Consider the following 20,079-nt stretch of genomic DNA (forward strand, 5'->3'; position numbering starts at 1 on the left):
GGGGTATGGACGCATTGCCTGCCCAAATTGACAATTGGTTCGCTGCGCGCGGATGGCAGATGCACCCGCATCAGCGCGCGATGCTGCGCGCGACATCACCTGCGCAGGTTTTGATCGCCCCCACGGGCGCGGGCAAAACCCTGTCGGGCTTTCTCCCTTCGCTTGTGGATTTGATCCATGCACCCAAACAAGGGCTGCACACGCTCTACATCTCGCCGCTTAAGGCGCTTGCGGCAGATATCAGGCGCAATCTTCAGACCCCTGTTGCCGAGATGGGCCTTGATATTCGTATTGAGGATCGAACGGGTGATACATCGGCCCATATGCGGCGGCGCCAACGCGCTGACCCGCCTCAGATTTTGCTGACCACGCCTGAATCGCTTGCGCTGTTATTGTCCTATCCTGAGGCGGATAAAATTTTTGCCTCGGTGAAGCGGGTTATTCTCGATGAAATTCATGCGCTGATTGACAGCAAACGGGGCGATCAACTGATGTTGTGTCTCGCGCGGCTTGCGCGGTTGTCCCCCCAGATGACCCGTGTGGGTTTGTCCGCCACAGTAAAAGAGCCCTCTCAAATCGCGGCCTATTTGGCGCCTGACGGCGGGGCTGAGATCATTACCGCGCCGCAAGGCCCCGCGCCCGATATCGCCATTCTTGAGGCGGATATCCCGCCCCCATGGGCGGGGGGCGGCGGGCGATATGGCGTGCAGGCGGTCTATGACCAGATTAAACGCCATCGCGCTACGCTGATTTTTCACAACACCCGCGCAAATGCCGAACTGTTTTTCCATGAATTGTGGCAGGCCAATGAGGACACCCTGCCGATTGGCATCCATCACGGCGCGCTGTCGCGCGAGGCCCGCGCTAAGGTCGAGGCCGCGATGAGTGAGGGCAGCCTGCGCGCAATCGTCTGCACAGGCAGTCTCGATCTGGGGATCGACTGGGGCGATGTTGATCTGGTGATCCAAATCGGTGCGCCCAAAGAGGTTAAGCGCCTTGTGCAACGTATCGGGCGCGCGGGGCACCGCTTTGATCTTGCATCTAAGGCGCGTATTTTGCCCGCCAACCGCTTTGAATATCTCGAATGCCAAGCGGCGCTTGAGGCGGTACGCGATGGTGGGCTTGAAGATGACCCCATCCGTCAGGGCGGGTTGGACGTTCTGTGCCAGCATATCTTGATCTCTGCCTGTGCAGGGCCGATTGCACCCGATGATCTTTATGCCGAGATCACAACAGCCGCGCCCTATGCGGGAGTAACCCGTGCCGAGTTTGACCGCGCCTTGGAGTTTTGCGCGACAGGTGGCTACGCGCTGCGCGCTTATGATCGCTGGCAAAGACTGGTCACGCGGCCCGATGGGACGCTAGCTTTGCGAGATCCACGCAGTGCGGCGCGCATCCGCCAAAATATTGGCACGATTATCGAAACCGACAGGTTGAAAGTGCGCATGGCCAAACGGCGCGGCGGGGCACCTTTGGGCGAGGTTGAAGAAAACTTTGCCGCGCAATTGCGCCAAGGTGACAGTTTCCTCATCGGGGGGCAGATCGTGCGCTATGAGGGTATGCGCGAATTGGTGGTTGAGGTCAGCCCAAGCCCGCAAAAGCGGCCGAAAATTGCAACATTCATGGGCACGAAATTCGCAACCTCGCTGCAACTTTCTGATCGCATTTTGGCGCGATTGGAAAGTGGCGATTGGTCGGGCTTGCCCGCCCATATTGCCGACTGGCTGGATTATCAGACGCGGCTGTCCCGCTTGCCGCAGCGTGACCGATTGCTGGTGGAAACCTACCCCCATGAGGGCCGCGCACATCTTTGTGTGCATGGTTTTGCGGGGCGCAATGCACAGCAGACCCTTGGCCTTGTTCTGACCCATCGCATGGATCAACTGGGTCTCGCCCCTATGGGCTTTGTGGCCAATGATTATGCCACGCTGATTTGGGGGCTTGATCCCATAGCTGATCCAAGGCCGCTCTTTGCGCCTGATTTATTGCGTGCGGCCTTTGAAGGGTGGCTGTCAGAAAACGCCGTCATGAAGCGCAGTTTCAAGGCGGTTGCGTTGATCTCTGGGCTGATCGAGCGCAGCGTGAACGGCACCAAGAAAACAGGGCGGCAGGCTGTGTTTTCGTCAGATATCCTTTATGACACGCTGCGCAAATATGACAGCGACCATATCTTACTTGAGATGACGCGCCGTGATGCGTTGCGGGGTTTGGTCGATTTTGGTCGCATTGATGAAATGTTGGCCCGCGTAGGCGGGCGTATTGACCATATCGCGCTGCCCCGCGTCAGCCCATTTGCAGCGCCCTTGTTGCTTGAGGCGGGGCGCATCCCTGTCCATGGTTCTGCCGATCAACGTCTGTTGGAGGAAGAAGCCGCAAAATTCCTGCCCCAAGCCGCGCTTGGTCACAGGTGAGAGGACTTGCCCCTGTCTTTGGCTTGGCGCATCTATAGGCGATGCAAGCCCATCTTGAATTTCAGTTTGGCATGGAACGCCTTTTGGCTACGCCGCAAGGCGCGCTTTATTGGCCAAAGGCGGATGTTCTCATCGTGTCCGACCTTCATCTGGGAAAATCTGAACGGATGGCGCGGCGTGGTGCAGGGTTATTGCCGCCCTATGACACCCCCGAAACCCTTGCGCGATTGACAGAAGAGATTGCCACCTATGATCCCGCTGTGGTGATCTGTCTGGGGGATAGTTTTGACGACCTAGAGGCCGCGCGGAACCTCTCGCCCTATTTGGCGCGGCGTTTAGGGCCAATCCAAGCAGGGCGCAAATGGGTTTGGATTTTGGGCAATCATGATGCAGGCCCTGTAAATCTTTCGGGCGAACATCTGGATGAATTTGAAACGCCGCCCTTTATCCTGCGCCATATCGCGCGGGCTGATTTACCTGAAGGGCAGTTTGAGATTTCAGGTCATTATCATCCAAAAATGCGCGTGGCTTTGCGTGGGCGTAGCCTGTCGCGCGCTGCGTTTTTGATGGATGCACAGCGCCTGATCTTGCCCGCATTTGGGGCTTATACGGGCGGTCTTTGGGCCGATGATCCCGTCTTTGCGGGGCTGTTGGGGGCAGATGCGGCGGCCATCGTTTTGGGACAGCCGCCTGTCATGATCCCGCTTAAGCGGTAAGCCCTTCGGGCTCGGGCAAGCCATGGCTGCGCGCGCAGGCGGTGAGCGTATTGGCCAAAAGGCAGGCAATGGTCATTGGCCCGACACCGCCAGGAACAGGGGTGATCGCGCCGGCTTTGGCCGCGCAGCTGTCATAATGACAATCGCCGACAAGGCGCGTTTTGCCCTCAGGGGTGGCGATGCGGTTGATGCCCACATCAATCACCGTAGCCCCCTCTTTGACGAAGTCACCCGTGATCATCTCGGGGCGGCCGACAGCGGCCACCAGAATATCTGCGCTACGGCAAATTGCGGCCAAATCCTTGCTGCGGGAATGGGCGATGGTGACAGTGCAGCTGTCGCCAAGCAAAAGTTGCGCCATAGGTTTGCCCACAATATTCGAGCGCCCAACAACCACAGCGTTGAGGCCAGAGAGGCTGCCGTGATGATCGCGCAACATCATCAAGCAGCCCAATGGCGTGCAGGGCACCATGGACTTTTGCCCCGTTCCAAGCAGACCCACATTCGAGATATGGAACCCATCCACATCCTTCGCAGGGTCAATCGCATTGATCACAAGCGCGCTGTCAATGTGGTCAGGCAGGGGCAATTGCACCAAAATACCATGCACCGATTGATCCGCGTTCAATTGATCAATCAAGGCCAGCAGTTCCGCCTGCGAGGTTGTGGCATCAAGGCGGTGTTCATAGGAATTCATCCCCGCCTCAACTGTGCGCTTGCCTTTTGAGCGCACATAAACCTCGCTTGCAGGATCTTCGCCGACCAACACCACAGCAAGGCCTGGGGTGATGCCATGATCTGCTTTCATTGCGGTCACATGGTCAGTCACCATTTGCTGAACTTTGGCTGAGAAAGCTTTGCCGTCAATGATATGGGCGGTCATGGCGTCATTCCTTATTCGGGGTCGTTTTTCGGTCTGTTGACAAGGCACATATCCCCACCGCGTTACTGCTGCAACGGGCGGGGATCGCGTTATTGAAAAAGGCGCTTAGAACAGCCCCTCAACCTCGCCTGCATCATTCAGGCGGATATTCTCCGCACTGGGGACGCGCGGCAGGCCAGGCATGGTCATGATCTCGCCGCAGATCACAACGATAAACCCTGCACCTGCCGAAAGACGCACTTCGCGCACGGGCAAGGAATGGCCTGTTGGTGCGCCGCGGCGGTTTGGATCTGTGGTAAAGCTATATTGTGTTTTTGCCATACAGACGGGCAGGTTTTGATAGCCTGCATCCTCCCATGCTTTGAGCTGATCACGGATTTTTTGATCCGCCAAAACCTCATCCGCGCGATAAATCCGCTTGGCCACTGTTTCGATTTTTTGGAACAGTGGCATGTCATCGGCATAGAGCGTTTGGAAGGCAGCAGAGCCGCTATCCGCCAATTCCGCCACTCGGGTCGCAAGGTCGGTGATCCCCTTTGATCCTTCTGCCCAGTGGCGGCACAAGATGGCCTCAGATCCCAGTGATTTCACATAGTCCTGAACGGCGGCGACTTCGGCATCCGTGTCGCTGTAGAAATGGTTGATTGCGACAACCACAGGAACACCAAAACCTTTGAGGTTCTCAATGTGGCGACCAAGGTTTGGGCAGCCTTTTTTGACCGCTTCAACATTTTCTGTGCCCAAGTCAGCCTTAGCAACGCCGCCATTCATTTTCATGGCCCGCACAGTGGCAACCAAGACCACGCAATCGGGCGAAAGCCCTGCTTTGCGGCATTTGATATTCATGAATTTTTCAGCGCCCAGATCCGCACCAAAGCCCGCTTCGGTGACCACATAATCCGCCAATTTCAGCGCGGTTTTGGTGGCAATGACCGAGTTACAGCCATGCGCGATATTGGCAAAGGGGCCACCATGCACAAAAGCGGGGTTGTTCTCGAGGGTCTGCACGAGGTTTGGCTGCATGGCATCTTTGAGCAGAACAGTCATTGCGCCATCGGCCTTGATGTCGCGTGCGTAAATCGGGCTGCGGTCACGGCGATAGGCCACGATCATATCGCCCAAACGGCGCTGCAAATCCGCCAAATCATCTGCCAAGCACAAGATGGCCATCACTTCGGAGGCCACTGTGATGTCAAACCCGGTCTGCCGTGGGAAGCCGTTGGACACACCGCCAAGCGAGGTCACAACATCGCGCAATGCGCGGTCGTTCATATCGAGAACACGGCGCCAGACCACGCGGCGCTCGTCAATCTGCAGCTCGTTGCCCCAGTAGATATGGTTGTCGATCATCGCAGAGAGCAGGTTATGCGCCGCCGTAATCGCATGAAAATCGCCTGTAAAATGCAGGTTCATTTCTTCCATTGGGACAACTTGCGCCAAGCCACCGCCAGCTGCACCACCCTTCATACCAAAGTTTGGCCCAAGCGAGGCTTCGCGGATACAAATCGCGGCCTTTTTGCCAATTGCACAAAGGCCATCCCCAAGCCCCACCGTGGTGGTGGTTTTGCCTTCGCCCGCAGGGGTGGGGTTGATCGCTGTTACAAGGATCAGCTTGCCATTGTCGCGGCCCTCAAGTCTGTTGATGAAATCCTGAGACACTTTTGCCTTGTCGTGCCCATAGGGCAGCAGCGCCTCATATGGGATTTCCAGCTTTTCGCCGATGTCTTTGATTGGCTGTTTGTTTGCGGCGCGTGCGATTTCGATGTCGGTTTTGAAGGCCATGATGCGCGTGTCCCATTCATAGTTTGGGGTTGAGAAAAAAGGTCGAATTCAGCGCGACTATAGGGAGGCGATTCTGAATCGCGCGGACTGTTTTCGACCTTTTCGCGCCGTGGTGCGCCAGAAGCAGAGCGCGCAGAAATGAAAACACCCCCAGATCGAAACGGATCGGGGGGTGTCTTGTGGTCTAGAAAACCATGGCCGCTTAGGGCGTGGGTTCAGGCTCCATCCCGCCATCGTCATTGCGCGGTTTGCGCGACTTGGTTTTTGGAATCGCGGTGATCGAGGCGCCACCGCCTGTGCCTGTGTCATCCCCATCATCGCCACGGTTCAAAGGTTCGCCCGCGATAACACGGGTGATCTCAGAGCCCGTGAGGGTTTCATATTCAAGCAGACCTTGTGCCAAACGCTCAAGGTCATCGCGCTTTTCGGTCAAAATGCGCTTGGCGGTCTCATAACCTTGATCCACCAATTCCTTGACCTTGTCGTCAATGACCTTTTGCGTGGCCGCCGAATGGTTCGTGCCGCCGCCATAAGAGCCCAAATAAGATTGCTGCTCATTGGCGTAATCGACATAGCCTAGCTCTTCAGCATAGCCAAATTGCGTGACCATGGCGCGCGCAATGCGGCTGACCTGTTGAATGTCAGAGGCCGCCCCAGAGGTGACGTTCTCTTTGCCAAATACCAACTCCTCAGCCACACGGCCCCCCATCGCCATTGCGATTTTCGAGGTGTATTTTGTGTAGCTGACGGACAGTTGATCGCGTTCAGGCAGGGAGAGAACTAAACCCAAGGCACGACCGCGCGGGATGATTGTCGCTTTGTGAATTGGATCGTGCTGCGGCACGTTCAATCCAACCACCGCGTGGCCCGCTTCGTGATAGGCGGTAAGGCGTTTTTCATCCTCAGTCATCACCATTGAGCGGCGTTCAGCCCCCATCATCACCTTGTCTTTGGCATTCTCGAAATCTTCCATCGTGACAAAGCGGCGATTGACGCGGGCCGCCATCAAAGCGGCTTCATTCACCAAATTGGCCAAATCAGCGCCCGAAAAGCCTGGCGTGCCCCGTGCGATGATTCGCAGATCGACATTCGGGCCAAGAGGCACTTTGCGCGCATGAACGCCCAAGATTTTTTCACGTCCCTTGATGTCTGGGTTGGGCACCTGCACCTGACGGTCGAAACGACCTGGACGCAGAAGGGCAGGGTCAAGAACATCGGGGCGGTTGGTCGCCGCTACGATGATAATACCCTCGTTGGCCTCGAAGCCGTCCATCTCAACCAGAAGCTGGTTCAAGGTTTGCTCGCGTTCGTCATTGCCGCCGCCATAGCCAACACCGCGCGAGCGCCCGACCGCGTCAATCTCGTCAATAAAGACGATACAAGGCGCGTTCTTTTTGGCCTGCTCAAACATATCGCGCACGCGGCTTGCGCCGACACCCACGAACATCTCGACAAAGTCAGAGCCAGAGATGGTGAAGAAGGGCACACCCGCCTCGCCAGCGATGGCGCGTGCAAGCAAGGTCTTACCCGTTCCAGGAGGGCCGACAAGCAGCGCGCCCTTGGGGATCTTGCCACCAAGCTTGCTGAATTTCTGCGGATTCCTTAGGAATTCAACGATTTCTTCCAATTCTTCCTTGGCTTCATCAATCCCCGCAACATCGTCAAAGGTGACGCGGCCATGCTTCTCGGTCAGCAGTTTCGCCTTGGATTTTCCAAAACCCATTGCCCCGCCACGACCGCCGCCTTGCATGCGATTCATGAAGAAAATCCAGATCCCGATGAGAACTAGAACGGGCAACCACAGCGACAAAATGGACATGAATCCCGATTGCTCCTGTGGGCGCACTTCGACCCGCACCCCTTGGTCAATCAAGGCGGTGGCGATGTCACTGTCCGCAGGACGGGTGGTTTCAAATGTGCCCTCCGAAGTGGTGAACTGCACCGCTTCGCCATCTATCGTTGCCGTGCTCACCGAGCCTTGTTCGACTTGAGAGATGAAATCAGAATAAGCCACTGATCGGGCATTGACCGATGACTGGTTGCCGCTGAACAGATTGAACAGCGCAAGGATCAACAAAAACAAAATGACCCAAAAGGCGATATTACGAGCATTGCCCAAGAGAATTCTCCTCGCTTTCGCGGCAGCCGCGCCACATGCGCGCTTGCGTTCCCTCTAAGATAAGGAAGCTTTGGCTGACTTCAATGCGATAATATGGATCGGTGGAACTCTGCCGATGGATCATATTGCGGCGCGCATAGTCCCTCGCGCGCCAAATAGGGCACGGCAACCAAGGCTTGGCCCGCCCAAAGCGCGGGATAAGACTGAAACGCGGCCTTTGGCAAACCCTTTGGCAACTCAAGCGCAGCAAGGCTTTGCGCGCCCAAGGGGCGGATCACCGCCTCGCCCAAACGGCGCCCTTTGATGCGCCACCGCCCGTCCCATGCTGACGCCCCATCTGCAGGGCATTCATAATCGGCCACTGCGCGCAATTCACGCACCAAGATCAGCGCATCATCTTGCACAAAACTTTGCGCCCCTTGAAGCGTTGCCCCGCGCCCCGCATATGCGGCTTCTGCCAAGGCCTCTAAGCTGCTGAGGCGGGGCCTGTAGGGGGCTTGGGTCAAGCACCCAATCCCATGTGCCAAGAGGCGCAATTGGGTTTCTTCTTCAATCCGTTCAAGGCGTGTCAGGTCAAACCGCAGAATGCCTGGATAGGGCTCGGTGACAACATCGCGGGCCACATCCGCCGCGCGCGCCCAAAGTGCAACGCTGGCGCGGGCCATGTGGTCTGCCGTGCGCGTGAGAGTGTCGACATCAAGACCAATTTCGGCCAGATCGCGCATCGCCTTGCGCGTGCGCACGCGCAGATAATCTTCGTTATCGTTTGAGGGGTCATCAATCCATTGCATCCCGCGCGCTTGCAGGGCCGCACGCAGATCAGCGCGGGACGCCCAAAGGATTGGGCGAATAACCGGGGCAGCCCCTGCCGCATCTGCGGCCTTATGCGAGAGCGGCAAGGCTTTCATCGCGGCCAACCCCTCAACGCCCGATCCGCGCGATAGGCGCATCAAAAAGGTTTCGGCCTGATCATCACGGGTATGGCCCACAAGGATCGCGCCAATTTCAGGCCGTTTGCGTCTGCGCCATTCTTGAACAAGACTATAGCGCGCAGCGCGCGCGGCGGCCTGTAAGTTGCCCACGCCATCCCATTTCCATTGCAAGGTGACGTGATCAATCCCAAGATCATGCGCGATTTTCGCCACCCCTTCCGCCTCGGCGGCGCTTTCGGGGCGTAGTCCGTGATCCACAGTAATCGCAATCAGCGTCACGGGGCCATTGTCAGGGTCTTGGCGCATCTCTGCGGCCCAGTCATGGGCCAGCATCATCAAGGCAAGGCTATCGCTGCCACCTGAAACCATGATGGCCAAAACTGGCGGTAAAGGCGCGGGGCATAGCCGCGCCATCTCACTGTGAAATTTATCGCTCAGGCTCAATTGCACGCAAGCGCCGCGCGCGTTGCTTCGGCAGTCGCAATTTCGCTGCGTGCCTCTGGATAGCGCGTAGCGACCTCCGACAGCGTGATACAGGCTTCCTCAATTTGGCCCAATTCGCCTAAGGATTGCCCAAGGCGGGCCAAGGCCGCAGGCGCGCGCGCGCCATCGGGGCTGCCTGAGAAACTGTCAAGAAAGGCACGGGCTGCACGGCTCCAAGCCCCTTGCTGGACTTCGGCCTCACCGCGCAGGAAATGTGCTTCGCCCGATAATGGGCCGCCCGGATAAGTTTCTGCGAAGCGGCTAAAGGCTTGCGCGGCCTCTGCCCAATTGCCCGCATCATAGGCCGCAAGGGCGCGGTCAAAATCCGATTGTTCGGCAACGGCCAATTGCGGGCCATCGCTGGCCCCGCCGGTGCTTGGCGCGGGCGCAAGGGTGCTGCCTTGGCCCAAGGGCGTGCCTGTGTCCCCACTGGGGGCAACACCGCCCAAGGAGGGCGTATCGCCCAGCGTTGCGATATCGCAGTCAGGTTCCAATTCACACAGGCGGAATTCCAGATCACCAATGCGGTTGGTGCCGTCCCCCACAATCGCCTCGATGCGCAATTGCAGCGTTTCGGTTGCGGCGGTCATACGGCGCAATTCCGCCTCAATGGCATCAAGCCGCGAAAGCGGGTTCGCCGTTCCTGCGGGCAGGCTTGGCCCGCCCGTTGTTGAGAGCTCAAGCCTGAGGCGCTGTATCTCGAAGTAAAGCACCGATAGCTCTTGCCGAATATCGGCAAGGCTTTGGGCTTGGTCAGTTTGGGCAAAGGCCGCTTGGGGGGGCATGCCGCCCCCAAGGCCAATGACCATAACCCCGCAGATCAGCGCCCGCTTGAGCATATCGTTTAGGCCCCCGCACCAGCGGCAATCACCGTCACCGCGCGGCGGTTGCGGCTATAGCACGCTTCGTTCGAGCAAATCTCAATCGGGCGCTCTTTACCATAAGAGATGGTCGACAGACGATTGGGCGCGACCCCACGGCTGATCAGATATTCCTGTGCCGATGCCGCGCGGCGCGCGCCAAGCGCAAGGTTATACTCGCGCGTGCCTTGTTCATCCGCGTGACCCTCGATAATCGCGGTGTAGTTTGGGTTGCTCAACAGCCAGTTTGCCTGTTGGTCTAGGGTCGCAATTGCCTCAGCCGACAGGTTCGATTGATCGACCGCAAAGAACACGCGGTCACCAATGGTTTGGTTGAAATATTCGGGGCTTGCAGGGTCGTAATTCCCGCCTGCGCCAGCGCCATATTGGCCACTTGCACCATTGCCGCCAAGCCCTGCTTGCGAACAGGCTGCAAGACCAAGCATCGCAACCATCAAAGTTGATTTTACCAAAAGTTTCATCGTTTACATTCCTAAGACAGGGGGCAGGTCATTCCACCCCGATTGTGGGCACCGCTTTGGCCCTGTGTAACATGTCCAAAGCGCGTTGTGAATCGGGCATAATGATTTGGCCAATCACGTGCGGGTTATTGCAACAGCGGCGACCAAGCGGGATCGGACGCCATTCCTGGTGTCGCGACACGCTGAAGGTTGCGCCCCGAAATATCGACCGAATAAAGCGCAGGCGCCCCATTTGTGCCTGCAGTTTCGCGGGTGAACATAACCACGCGCCCATTCGGCGCCCAAGTTGGCCCTTCATCAAGGAAAGACGCTGTCAAAAGACGCTCTTCGCTGCCATCAATGCGCATCACGCCGATATGGAACCGCCCTGCCTCTTGTTTGGTGAAGGCGATATAGTCGCCGCGCGGGCTCCAGACGGGGGTGCCATAACGACCACTGCCGCGGCTGATACGCTGCGCAGGGCCACCCGTGGCAGGCATGATGTAAAGCTGCTGGTTGCCAGAGCGGTCGCTTTCAAACACGACTTGGCTGCCATCTGGTGAAAAGCTTGGCGCCGTTTCAATCGAAGGCGCTTCGGTCAAACGTGTCTGCGTGCCCGTGACCAAATCAAGCATATAAATATCGCTATTTCCGCCCCGTTCGACCGAAAACACAACGCGCTGCCCGTCAGGGGAATAGCGCGGGGCAAAGGTCATGGTTCCAGGAAGATCGGCCAAAGGACGGTGGGTCACGCTCGCAATATCCATCTGATAGATGCGCGGTGTGCCACTTTCATAGGATGTATAGAGCAAGCTGCGCCCATCTGGCGAAAAGCGGGGCGCAAGAACAATCGCGCTGCTATCTGTTAGATATTGAACATTTGCGCCGTCATAATCCATCAGGGCCAGACGCTTGAGCCGCGCGTTTTTGGGGCCTTCCTCGTTTATGAAGGCCACGCGTGTGTCGAAATATCCGCTTTCGCCTGTAATGCGGCTATAGACTTGATCTGCCACCCGATGCGCCATGCGCCGCCATGTTTCGGGCGTTGCCACGAATTGCAGCCCATCCCCGAGTGGCAGTTGCGAGAACACATCAAAAAGCCGAAAACGCACAACCATCTGCCCCTCTGGGGTGCGGCCCACCGAGCCCGTGATCAGGGCTTGGGCATTGATGGCTTGCCAGTCGGCAAATTGCACGGGGCTGTCAAAACTGGTGATTGTGGAAATATGGGCCTCGGCTGGGATTTCGCGAAACAGGCCTGTGCCACGCAGATCGGCGGCAATCACCCGCGTGATATCTTGGGCGGCATCAGCCATATCAGGCGTGTCCGCGATAAAGACGGGCAGGGCAAAGGGGAGCGGCTCAATCACACCTTCGGTGATCTCAATGCGCAAAGGCCCGCCTGCACCTTGGGCCCATGCGGGTAGGCTGCTTGCGCCAAGCGCAAGGCACAGCCCCAAGCCGCGAAAAACTGTAATCAACTGCGCCTTCATCTCAGCCTCATCTGTTCAGGGTTGAAGACCATCTCGATGGTTTGCCATTGGTCGTATTTTTCCGGGGGCAGGTTAAACCCGTTTGCGCCACAGCGCAAAATTGCACGGCGTCCTGCTTCAAATGCTTGGGAGACCGATGCATCCGAGCCACCAGAACTGTCGATCATTCGGATAGACCCCGCATCTGGCCGCCCATCTTGGCCCAAGGTGACCGAGATGGTGACAATTGTGCGCTGCGCTTCGGAGGATAGCGCGCCCACATTCCAACAGGCGCGCACATCGGCGATCAAACCATCCACCTCGCCACTGCTGAGGGGCGGGCCAGAGGGGACGGAGGGTGTCGCAGGGGCGCTGACCGCATCTGCAACCGCCGCCGCAATCGCATCAACGAGCGGGTCAGCAGGTTCAGGCGCGGGTTCAGGTTCAGGCTGCGGCTCTGGTTCGGGTGTTGGTTCGGGTGTGGGGCGCTGTGGCCGTGCGGTCGGCACTGGTGACGCAATCGGTGCAAGGCTTGCCGCGGGTGTTTCGGCCTCTGTTACGATCTGGGTCGTTGCGGCTTCGGGGGCTTGGGCCACCTCTTGTTCAACGGGTGTTTCACTTTGCGTATCAGGCTCAGGGGTTGCCTCGACAACAGTCGGCGCGATTTCGGCATCAGGCGGCGGTGCGGGCGCGGGTGTTGGTGCCACGCGCGGCGCGGCCTCAGGTGTTGGCGTGTCTGACGGGGGCGCATCCTCCGCACCCAAAGGGGGCGCGCTGATTTCTGGGGGCTGTGGTTGCACCTCGGGTTGCGGTGCGGGGTCTGGCGTTGGCTCTGGCGCAGGTTCGGGCGCAGGTGGCAGGCTCGCCGCTTGGGTGAGTTCCTCAAATTCAGCGGTTGAGATGATTTGAACGCCCGTCACCTGAAAATCGGTTTCCGTGTTGCGGTGAAACAAAATATCTCCAAACGCCACCCATAAGAGCAGCGCGATGTGCAGCCCAGCCGAGACATAAAGCTCCCGCCGCATCAAACTTACCCCTCAGGCCCGCTGCCCGCCGCGCCATCCAGCGCAGGCCCGCCCGCATCGGTCACAAGGCCAATTTCGCGAAAGCCGCCCGCATTCAGCGCGCCCATGATTTGCATCACTTGCTCATAGGAAATCGCGCCATCCGCGCGTAGGAAAATGCGCGTGCTGTCGCGCTCACCTGCAATGGCCAACAGCCGCGTGACCAGTTCATCCCGCGAAACTTCGGTGGTTTGGATCATCACCCGCCCATCGGGGGCGATGGTTACAGTGAGCGGTTCTTCTTCCTCACTCGGCAGGGCTTCTGCGGCAGTGTCTGGCAGGTTAATCGGCACACCAACAGTCATCAACGGGGCGGCCACCATAAAGATGATCAAAAGGCACAACATCACGTCCACGAAAGGCGTGACGTTGATTTCGGACATGGCGCGGCTGCTGCCCGCCCGTCTGCGGCCGCGTCTGCGACCGCCGCCCGATTTTTGCGCAACCGAGGCCCCCATCAGTCAAGCTGCCTTGACAGGAGGGTGGAGAACTCATCTGCAAAGCTCTCATAGCCTGCAATGATCCGATCTGAGTCGGACGACAGTTTGTTGTAGAAAATCACGGCAGGGATCGCGGCCAATAGGCCAAGACCTGTAGCCAGTAGGGCCTCGGCAATACCAGGCGCCACAACGGCAAGGGATGTGTTGCCAGAAATCGCGATTTCTTGGAAGGATCGCATGATCCCCCAAACTGTGCCAAAGAGGCCAACAAATGGTGCCGTTGCGCCTGTTGTGGCAAGGAAGGTCAAGCCTGCGGTTAGGCGCTCTGCTTCGCGGGCAATCGCCACATCCATTGAGCGATCCACGCGCTGCTGCACTCCAGGGATGAGCGCGCCATCGTCACGCAGCGAGTTGCGCCATTCGGCCATGCCCGCCACAAAGACACGTTCCGCGGCTGATTGCGGGCTTTCGGCGATTTGATCATAGAGCAAATCAAGCGGCTGACCCGACCAAAACGCTGCGTCAAAATCCGCTGTGTTTTGCCTTGCGCGGCGATAAATCCGAAATTTGTTAATCGTGATCGCCCAGACCCAAACTGAGGCCACGATCAGTGCGATCATCACGGCCTGCACAATAAAGGATGCGCGGAAAAACAGCGCCATGAGGGTGAAATCAGCCTCTTGCGCCATGCTAAGCGTTGTAGCGTCCATGCCCGTTCTTTCTATTTGCCTCGATGCCCGACCTTGCCTTTTGGGCAAAGCACCCCCAAATCGGCGCCGTTCTTTTTGCGGCACTCAGTATGGGGTCACATTCCCCTATATCAGGTTCAAAATCACTTGGGAATGGGCGCGCGCTCAAGCCCGCGTGATTGGCAAATCCTTGCGCTCAGGGCTTAGCAGAATTTCGACAGCATTTCGGGCGGCAGTTTCGCCACGCCGCCTTGACCATTGATGGTGGCGAGGGTGACTTTGGCGGCAAAGATCACGGTGCCTGCGCGCATGACATCTTGGCTCAATTCCAAGCGCACAGGGCTTGCGCGCAGAATTTTGGTTTCAACCACCAATTCATCATCGAATTTTGCGGGCGCGCGGTAATCAGCCTCAACGCGGCGCACGGCAAATACGATATCTTGGGTGGCCTTTAGCGCCGCTTGATCAATGCCAAGGTCGCGCACCATCTCGCTGCGGGCGCGCTCGATGAATTTTAGGTAATTGGCATAATAGACGATCCCCGCCAGATCGGTATCTTCGTAATAAACACGGATGGGCCAGTGATGCGTCATGCTCAATTTCTATGCTCCAAGACAGCCACCCGTGCCGCCATGCGTAGGCCATGCGTGCTGTCTTGCGCACAGACGGGCATCACAGGATCATAGCCTGCACGAATAATCGCTGCAATTTCAGGTTTCAGGCGCGCCGCGCCATCCGTCCCTGCGGCCAGTGGGGAGTGCCCTAGAAAGGCTTGATCCGACCAAAGTAAAATCGTCTGCACCGCTTGTGACAGCGCGATGGTATCGGCGGGCAGACGCGATAAATCCGCATCCATGCGCACAAAAACAAAGGCCGCTTTGATGCCACCATCGGCATCAAACCGAAATGCGCGATATTGATTGGCATCTACCGATTTGAGCCGCGCAATGATCTCGGCCAAATCGGGCAGCAGGCGATCCATATTGGGTGTGGCAAGCACCTCGTCCCAATCACGGATGAAAAACATCATGAAATTCGCGCCCAGTTCGGGATCTGTCTCGGCCATCTGGTGGCCGGCGAGTGCGACAACCGCCTCAAGCGCGCCCTTGACGATGGACACGGTCGCATCCTCAACCCCAAACACTACAGGGGCGATAGGCCGACCCCAACGGGCGAAGAGATAGCTGCCATCAGCGCGGGTGAAATAGGGTGTGACTGCATCTTGGGTCATAGGCCACGGGATTAGCGGCTTGGGGGCTGTGGTTCAATCCCCTCAACTGATCTCAAGCCTGCCAGTTTGATCCGTTATCTCGCCAATAACCCATCCGGTGTGGCCTGTGGCCTGAAGTCCCGCTTGCACCTCTGGCAGGGCGGTTTGGGGCAAGGCTGCCAAAAGCCCGCCTGCGGTTTGAGGATCAAATAACAAATCGGCGTGCGGGCCCGATGTGGTGCCCCGTATTTGCCCCAAAAGATGCGCGCGGGTTTGCGGGTAGAGGGTCGATTGAAACCCCGCTGCCGCCAAATGAAGCGCGCCTTGATAGAGAGGAATTCGATCAAGCCAAATCTGCGCCCCCACGCCCGAGGCGCGGGCGATATTCATGATATGGCCTGCAAGGCCGAACCCCGTCACATCGGTCATGGCGCAGGCATGGGGGGCGAGAATATCCGCCACCGCCCCCTGCGGTGTCGTAAGCCCCTGATAAAGCCGCGCAATGTCGCGGCCCTTTGCCAATCCTTGCATCTCTGCCGCCAGAAGAACCCCTGTGCCAATGGGTTTGGTCAGGATCAGCGCATCCCCTGCTTGCGCCCCCGTAAGTCCGATTGCGCGATCTGCAACAAGACCTGTGACTGTGAACCCGATGCTCAGTTCCGCCCCCGCCGCACTATGGCCGCCGATAATATCGGCCCCTGCCGCTGACATCACCTCGGCGGCGGCTGACATGATTTCGGTCAACCAAGCACTTTGCAGCGGTTCTGATAAGGGGGGCAGGGTGATCATTGCCAAGGCCGATTGCGGGGCGGCCCCCATGGCCCAAATGTCGCCAAGTGCGTGAATGGCAGTGATGCGCGCCATCACTGCAGGGTCATTGCAAAACGCGCGCAGATGATCTGTGCTGATCACTTGGCGCGCGCCGCCCATATGCAGCACCGCCGCATCATCCCCCCGCCCAATCTCAATGTCTTTGCGGTGGGTTGGGGGTGGGGGCAGGGCGGCCTCAAGCGCGGCTTGGCCCAGTTTCGCGCCACAGCCGCCGCATTGCGGTTTTGGCCCCATGGCCTCGATTATGCCAAGTGCGTGGTCTTGTGGCGGTTGCGGTCGTGCCGCCATCTCAGGCAACTGCGTCAGCTGTTGCATGAACTTGCGATCAATTTGGTCTTTCCACGTCCACAGAAAGGGAAAGGATGCAGCCACCCTCCCGCGCGTGGCAATGGCCCGCTTATCGCCCAAGGAAATCAGCTTGAGATAATGGCGTTGCGGCTGGTAGGTGCGCAAACTGCGCCCCATCGCAGCCGCGCGCAGATTGTGAAACAGGGGCTTTGCCGCGCGCACCGCATAAACGCCCGCCTTACTGCGGGGGGCATGATCAAAATGCGCGCAATCCCCTGTCGCGAAAATATCGGGGTCTGTCACGCTGCGCAGATCGGCGCCCACGCGGATGAACCCATCTTTCAGGGCAAGCCCTGTCTGTGCCAGCCACGGATGCGCCCGCGCGCCTGCCGCGCCAAGGATCAAATCAAAGGGCAGCGGAGGCTCATCCCGCAGATGGATCATTTGCGCGGTGATCTCGGTGATCTCAACGCCCTCGCGCAGGGTAATATTTTGGGTGCGCAAGTCTTGTCGCAAAAGCCGTGCCGCGCGCGAAGGCAATTCTTGCAACGCTTGTGCCCGCTCAAATATCGTCACCTCGGGCTTGCGCCCTGTGGCGCGCAGGCGGTGCGCCACGGCCATGGCGACCTCACCCCCCGCAATTCCGCCGCCGATAAGGGCGATGCGCGCAGGATTGGGCGCTTGGTTTAGAAAGCCCTCCCATGCGGCTGCAAACCCCTCGAGAGGTTTGACGGGCAAAGCATGATCTGCAAAGCCTGCTAAGGCGGGCATATCAGTCGTAATGCCAATATCAATCGACATTATGTCATAGGAAATAGACCTGCCCCCCGCGAGATGCAGGCGTTTTTCCGCTCGATCAATCCCAATGGCGGGGGCAAGGATGAGGCGGGCATTGGCGAAACGGGCAAGGCGAACCAGATCAATCTCGATTTCGTCTTGTTGGTAATGCCCTGCAATCGCACCGGGCAGCATCCCTGAATAGGCCGCCGTTGGGTTTGGCGAGACAAGGGTCAAGCGTGCACCCGCAAGTGGCTGCATCCCCCACATGCGCGCGACCAGCGCGTGACTATGCCCGCCCCCCACAAGCACAATTTCGCGGGTCACGGGCCAAGCGGTGGGGGTCATGATCCTTGACCCCTAAACGGATCATCTGGATACCCCACGCCCGTCAAGATTAATCCATCTGGCGGTGCAACAGGGCCGCAGGCGGCCCGATCGCGCGCCTCTAGGCTGATGCGCACATCGTCAGGCGCCCATGATCCCGCCCCAACCCGCTCAAGCGTGCCGACAATCGAGCGCACTTGATTATGCAGGAACGAGCGCGCGCGCAGGTGAAATTGAAATTCGACCGCATCGCCGCGCGGGAAGGCCTCAATCCGTATCTCATCAAGGGTTTTGATGGGTGATTTTGCCTGACAGATAGAGGCACGGAAGGTTGTGAAATCATGCTTGCCGATCAAATGGCGCGCGGCTTCTTGCATGGCGGCAAGATCAAGGGGCTGCTTGACGGCCCATGCCTGCCCCACATCAAGGGTCAAGGGCGCGCGGCGGTTGATCAGCCGATAGGTATAGCGCCGTTCAACTGCGGAAAACCGCGCGTGCCAATCCTCTGACACGGGCGCACAGGCCACAATCGCCACGGGCAAGGGTTTCAAATGATAATTCAGCGCCTCGGACAGGCGAAAGGGCTGCCATTCTTGGGCCATGTCGCATTGGGCAACCTGACCCGTGGCATGAACGCCCGCATCTGTGCGCCCTGCCGCAGCGATGGAGGGCACATCCGCCTCAAGCTGTGCAAGCGCAGCCTCAATCGCACCCTGCACTGAGGGTTGATCAGCCTGACGTTGCCACCCCGCAAAGGGGCGACCATCATATTCGACTTTGAGCGCATAACGGGCCATGGCTTTGGCTAGCGGAAACGCGCGCGCCATGCAATTGCCCATAACCCCCTATCCATGGCGGCTTTGGCATCCTATCTTTGCGCAAGGCATCAGATGGGGGCAGGCCAAGCGTGATATCATCTTTGGGCGATATGCTGCGTGACAGCGTGGAGGGCACGGGCGAAGCATTGACGCGCGCCTTTTCAGACCCAAGCCTGCGCTTGGGGGTGACAGGGCTGTCTCGCGCGGGAAAGACGGTGTTTATCACCTCTCTCGTGGCCAATTTGATGGAGCGGGGCCGCATGGCGGCATTCTCGCCCGAGCGCGAAGGTCGGATTGAAGCGGCCTATCTGCAGCCACAACCCGATGATACAGTCGCGCGATTTGATTACGAAAGCCATCTCGCCGCGATGACGGGGCCAGAGGCGCATTGGCCGATTGGCACGCGCAGCGTTTCGCAATTGCGCTTGTCCTTGCGCGTCACGCCAAAATCACGGCTTGCGCGTCTGACGGGTCCACGCCGCTTGCATTTGGATATCACTGACTATCCGGGTGAATGGTTGCTGGATTTGGGACTGTTGACGCAAAGCTACGCGCAATGGTCTAAGGCCAGCTTGGCGCAGATTTCCGCCAAGGCGCAGAACTTGGTCGAAGCACGAGATTTCTTGGCGATGGCCACCGAAGCCGTGGCTGAGACGCGCCATGATGAGATGCAGGCCTCGGCCCTTGCGCAAAGTTTTACCGCCTATCTGCACGCGGCGCGCGCGGCGGGGTTTAGCCAATTGACCCCTGGTCGCTTTATCCTGCCGGGCGAATTGCAGGGCAGCCCCGCGCTGACCTTTTGCCTCTTGCCGATTGAGGCCCTGAGGCGTGGCACAATCGCGCGCGAGGCCGCGCGGCGCTTTGAGGCCTATAAATCGCAAATCGTGAGGCCGTTCTTTCGCGCGCATTTTGCGCGCATTGATCGTCAGGTGGTTTTGGTGGATCTGCTCAGCGCCATGCAAGGTGGGCCTGAGGTCTTAGAAGATCTGCGACAGGCAATGGCGGGTATTTTGTCGGTGTTCCGCCACGGCGCGAATGGCCCTTTGGCAGCACTCTTGGGGCAAAAAACCGATCGCATCCTTTTTGCCGCGACCAAGGCAGATTACCTGCATCAATCCCAGCATCAGGCCTATGCCAATCTTCTTGAGGCTTTGGTGCAAGAGGCCAAACAGCGCGCCGATTATCGGGGGGCGAAAACGCGGGCTATGGCGATTGCAGGCCTGCGCAGCACCGTTGAGGAAAGCCGCGTTCTAGACGGGGCCGAGGTTGATCTGGTGCGGGGCCGTGTTGGGCAATCTAATCAGATGCGCGCCCTTTATGCGGGGCACTTGCCCGACCATCCCGACCATATCCTTGCCCCTGCACGCGAAGGCGCGCGGGATTGGTCGGATCATGAATTCGCGGTGACAGATTTCGCCCCGCCGATATCAAGCCTGCGCGCGGGGCTTGGCCCCCCGCATATTCGCCTTGATGCGGCGGCGGAATTTCTTTTGGCAGATCGTATGGGGTGAAAGTT

General features: G+C 58.5%; 17 protein-coding genes. 3 read left to right on the forward strand and 14 right to left on the reverse strand.

Annotated features, from left to right (window positions below; all coding sequences use genetic code 11):
• The first annotated feature begins 5 nt into the window (after positions 1-5).
• A complete protein-coding gene (locus I3V23_11500; GenBank protein ID QPI85171.1) occupies positions 6-2,411 on the forward strand; it encodes a ligase-associated DNA damage response DEXH box helicase in 2,406 nt (801 codons plus the stop codon).
• Between the two features lie 41 nt (positions 2,412-2,452).
• Positions 2,453-3,127 (forward strand): ligase-associated DNA damage response endonuclease PdeM, encoded by a 675-nt coding sequence (gene pdeM, locus I3V23_11505; GenBank protein ID QPI85172.1) that lies wholly within the window; start codon positions 2,453-2,455, stop codon positions 3,125-3,127.
• Here the strand turns inward: pdeM and folD are convergent.
• From folD to truA, 14 genes are all read right to left on the reverse strand, one after another.
• Positions 3,117-4,010 (reverse strand): bifunctional methylenetetrahydrofolate dehydrogenase/methenyltetrahydrofolate cyclohydrolase FolD, encoded by an 894-nt coding sequence (gene folD / locus I3V23_11510; protein ID QPI85173.1) that lies wholly within the window; start codon positions 4,008-4,010, stop codon positions 3,117-3,119. The two genes, pdeM and folD, sit on opposite strands and share 11 nt — an antisense overlap.
• A gap of 105 nt (positions 4,011-4,115) precedes the next feature.
• Entirely contained in the window at positions 4,116-5,792 is a 1,677-nt protein-coding gene (locus I3V23_11515; protein ID QPI85174.1) for a formate--tetrahydrofolate ligase, read from the reverse strand.
• Positions 5,793-5,994: 202 nt separating this feature from the next.
• A complete protein-coding gene (gene ftsH / locus I3V23_11520; GenBank protein QPI85175.1) occupies positions 5,995-7,911 on the reverse strand; it encodes an ATP-dependent zinc metalloprotease FtsH in 1,917 nt (638 codons plus the stop codon).
• 80 nt (positions 7,912-7,991) lie between these two features.
• Positions 7,992-9,293, reverse strand: coding sequence for a tRNA lysidine(34) synthetase TilS (gene tilS, locus I3V23_11525; GenBank protein ID QPI85176.1), 1,302 nt, complete (start codon positions 9,291-9,293; stop codon positions 7,992-7,994).
• Positions 9,284-10,165 (reverse strand): tol-pal system protein YbgF, encoded by an 882-nt coding sequence (ybgF, locus tag I3V23_11530; GenBank protein QPI85177.1) that lies wholly within the window; start codon positions 10,163-10,165, stop codon positions 9,284-9,286. Before ybgF ends, tilS begins: the two co-directional genes overlap by 10 nt.
• Positions 10,166-10,170: 5 nt before the next feature.
• Entirely contained in the window at positions 10,171-10,668 is a 498-nt protein-coding gene (gene pal / locus I3V23_11535; GenBank protein QPI85178.1) for a peptidoglycan-associated lipoprotein Pal, read from the reverse strand.
• Positions 10,669-10,793: 125 nt separating this feature from the next.
• Entirely contained in the window at positions 10,794-12,140 is a 1,347-nt protein-coding gene (gene tolB, locus I3V23_11540; protein ID QPI85179.1) for a Tol-Pal system protein TolB, read from the reverse strand.
• The gene (locus I3V23_11545) at positions 12,137-13,144 is read right to left on the reverse strand and encodes an energy transducer TonB (protein ID QPI85180.1); all 1,008 of its coding nucleotides are present in this window, start codon (positions 13,142-13,144) and stop codon (positions 12,137-12,139) included. The genes tolB and I3V23_11545 overlap by 4 nt, the downstream gene beginning before the upstream one ends.
• A 5-nt stretch (positions 13,145-13,149) precedes the next feature.
• Positions 13,150-13,641, reverse strand: coding sequence for a protein TolR (gene tolR / locus I3V23_11550; protein ID QPI85181.1), 492 nt, complete (start codon positions 13,639-13,641; stop codon positions 13,150-13,152).
• Positions 13,641-14,333: a protein TolQ gene (gene tolQ / locus I3V23_11555; GenBank protein ID QPI85182.1), complete on the reverse strand. Its 693-nt coding sequence runs from the start codon at positions 14,331-14,333 to the stop codon at positions 13,641-13,643. The genes tolR and tolQ overlap by 1 nt, the downstream gene beginning before the upstream one ends.
• Before the next feature lie 182 nt (positions 14,334-14,515).
• Positions 14,516-14,905, reverse strand: coding sequence for a tol-pal system-associated acyl-CoA thioesterase (gene ybgC / locus I3V23_11560; protein QPI85183.1), 390 nt, complete (start codon positions 14,903-14,905; stop codon positions 14,516-14,518).
• Positions 14,906-14,907: 2 nt separating this feature from the next.
• Entirely contained in the window at positions 14,908-15,543 is a 636-nt protein-coding gene (locus I3V23_11565) for a hypothetical protein (GenBank protein QPI85184.1), read from the reverse strand.
• Positions 15,544-15,585: 42 nt separating this feature from the next.
• On the reverse strand, positions 15,586-17,766 hold the full coding sequence (selD, locus tag I3V23_11570; protein ID QPI85185.1) for a selenide, water dikinase SelD: 2,181 nt from the start codon (positions 17,764-17,766) through the stop codon (positions 15,586-15,588).
• Positions 17,763-18,542, reverse strand: coding sequence for a tRNA pseudouridine(38-40) synthase TruA (gene truA / locus I3V23_11575; GenBank protein ID QPI86814.1), 780 nt, complete (start codon positions 18,540-18,542; stop codon positions 17,763-17,765). Before truA ends, selD begins: the two co-directional genes overlap by 4 nt.
• A 131-nt stretch (positions 18,543-18,673) precedes the next feature.
• On the opposite strand from truA, the gene I3V23_11580 reads away from it, so the two are divergent.
• Positions 18,674-20,074, forward strand: coding sequence for a YcjX family protein (locus tag I3V23_11580; GenBank protein ID QPI86815.1), 1,401 nt, complete (start codon positions 18,674-18,676; stop codon positions 20,072-20,074).
• The last annotated feature ends 5 nt before the right edge of the window (positions 20,075-20,079 follow it).

The organism is Rhodobacterales bacterium HKCCA1288 (assembly GCA_015693905.1).
In the GTDB taxonomy this organism is placed as follows: domain Bacteria; phylum Pseudomonadota; class Alphaproteobacteria; order Rhodobacterales; family Rhodobacteraceae; genus M30B80.

Excerpts from the sequence above, each read along its gene's own strand:
- I3V23_11500 (QPI85171.1), top strand. The coding sequence starts at position 6 with ATGGACGCATTGCCTGCCCAAATTGACAATTGGTTCGCTGCGCGCGGA.
- pdeM (QPI85172.1), top strand. The coding sequence starts at position 2,453 with ATGCAAGCCCATCTTGAATTTCAGTTTGGCATGGAACGCCTTTTGGCT.
- folD (QPI85173.1), bottom strand. The coding sequence starts at position 4,010 with ATGACCGCCCATATCATTGACGGCAAAGCTTTCTCAGCCAAAGTTCAG.
- I3V23_11515 (QPI85174.1), bottom strand. The coding sequence starts at position 5,792 with ATGGCCTTCAAAACCGACATCGAAATCGCACGCGCCGCAAACAAACAG.
- ybgF (QPI85177.1), bottom strand. The coding sequence starts at position 10,165 with ATGCTCAAGCGGGCGCTGATCTGCGGGGTTATGGTCATTGGCCTTGGG.
- pal (QPI85178.1), bottom strand. The coding sequence starts at position 10,668 with ATGAAACTTTTGGTAAAATCAACTTTGATGGTTGCGATGCTTGGTCTT.
- tolB (QPI85179.1), bottom strand. The coding sequence starts at position 12,140 with ATGAAGGCGCAGTTGATTACAGTTTTTCGCGGCTTGGGGCTGTGCCTT.
- I3V23_11545 (QPI85180.1), bottom strand. The coding sequence starts at position 13,144 with ATGCGGCGGGAGCTTTATGTCTCGGCTGGGCTGCACATCGCGCTGCTC.
- tolR (QPI85181.1), bottom strand. The coding sequence starts at position 13,641 with ATGGGGGCCTCGGTTGCGCAAAAATCGGGCGGCGGTCGCAGACGCGGC.
- tolQ (QPI85182.1), bottom strand. The coding sequence starts at position 14,333 with ATGGACGCTACAACGCTTAGCATGGCGCAAGAGGCTGATTTCACCCTC.
- ybgC (QPI85183.1), bottom strand. The coding sequence starts at position 14,905 with ATGACGCATCACTGGCCCATCCGTGTTTATTACGAAGATACCGATCTG.
- I3V23_11565 (QPI85184.1), bottom strand. The coding sequence starts at position 15,543 with ATGACCCAAGATGCAGTCACACCCTATTTCACCCGCGCTGATGGCAGC.
- selD (QPI85185.1), bottom strand. The coding sequence starts at position 17,766 with ATGACCCCCACCGCTTGGCCCGTGACCCGCGAAATTGTGCTTGTGGGG.
- truA (QPI86814.1), bottom strand. The coding sequence starts at position 18,542 with ATGGCCCGTTATGCGCTCAAAGTCGAATATGATGGTCGCCCCTTTGCG.
- I3V23_11580 (QPI86815.1), top strand. The coding sequence starts at position 18,674 with ATGCTGCGTGACAGCGTGGAGGGCACGGGCGAAGCATTGACGCGCGCC.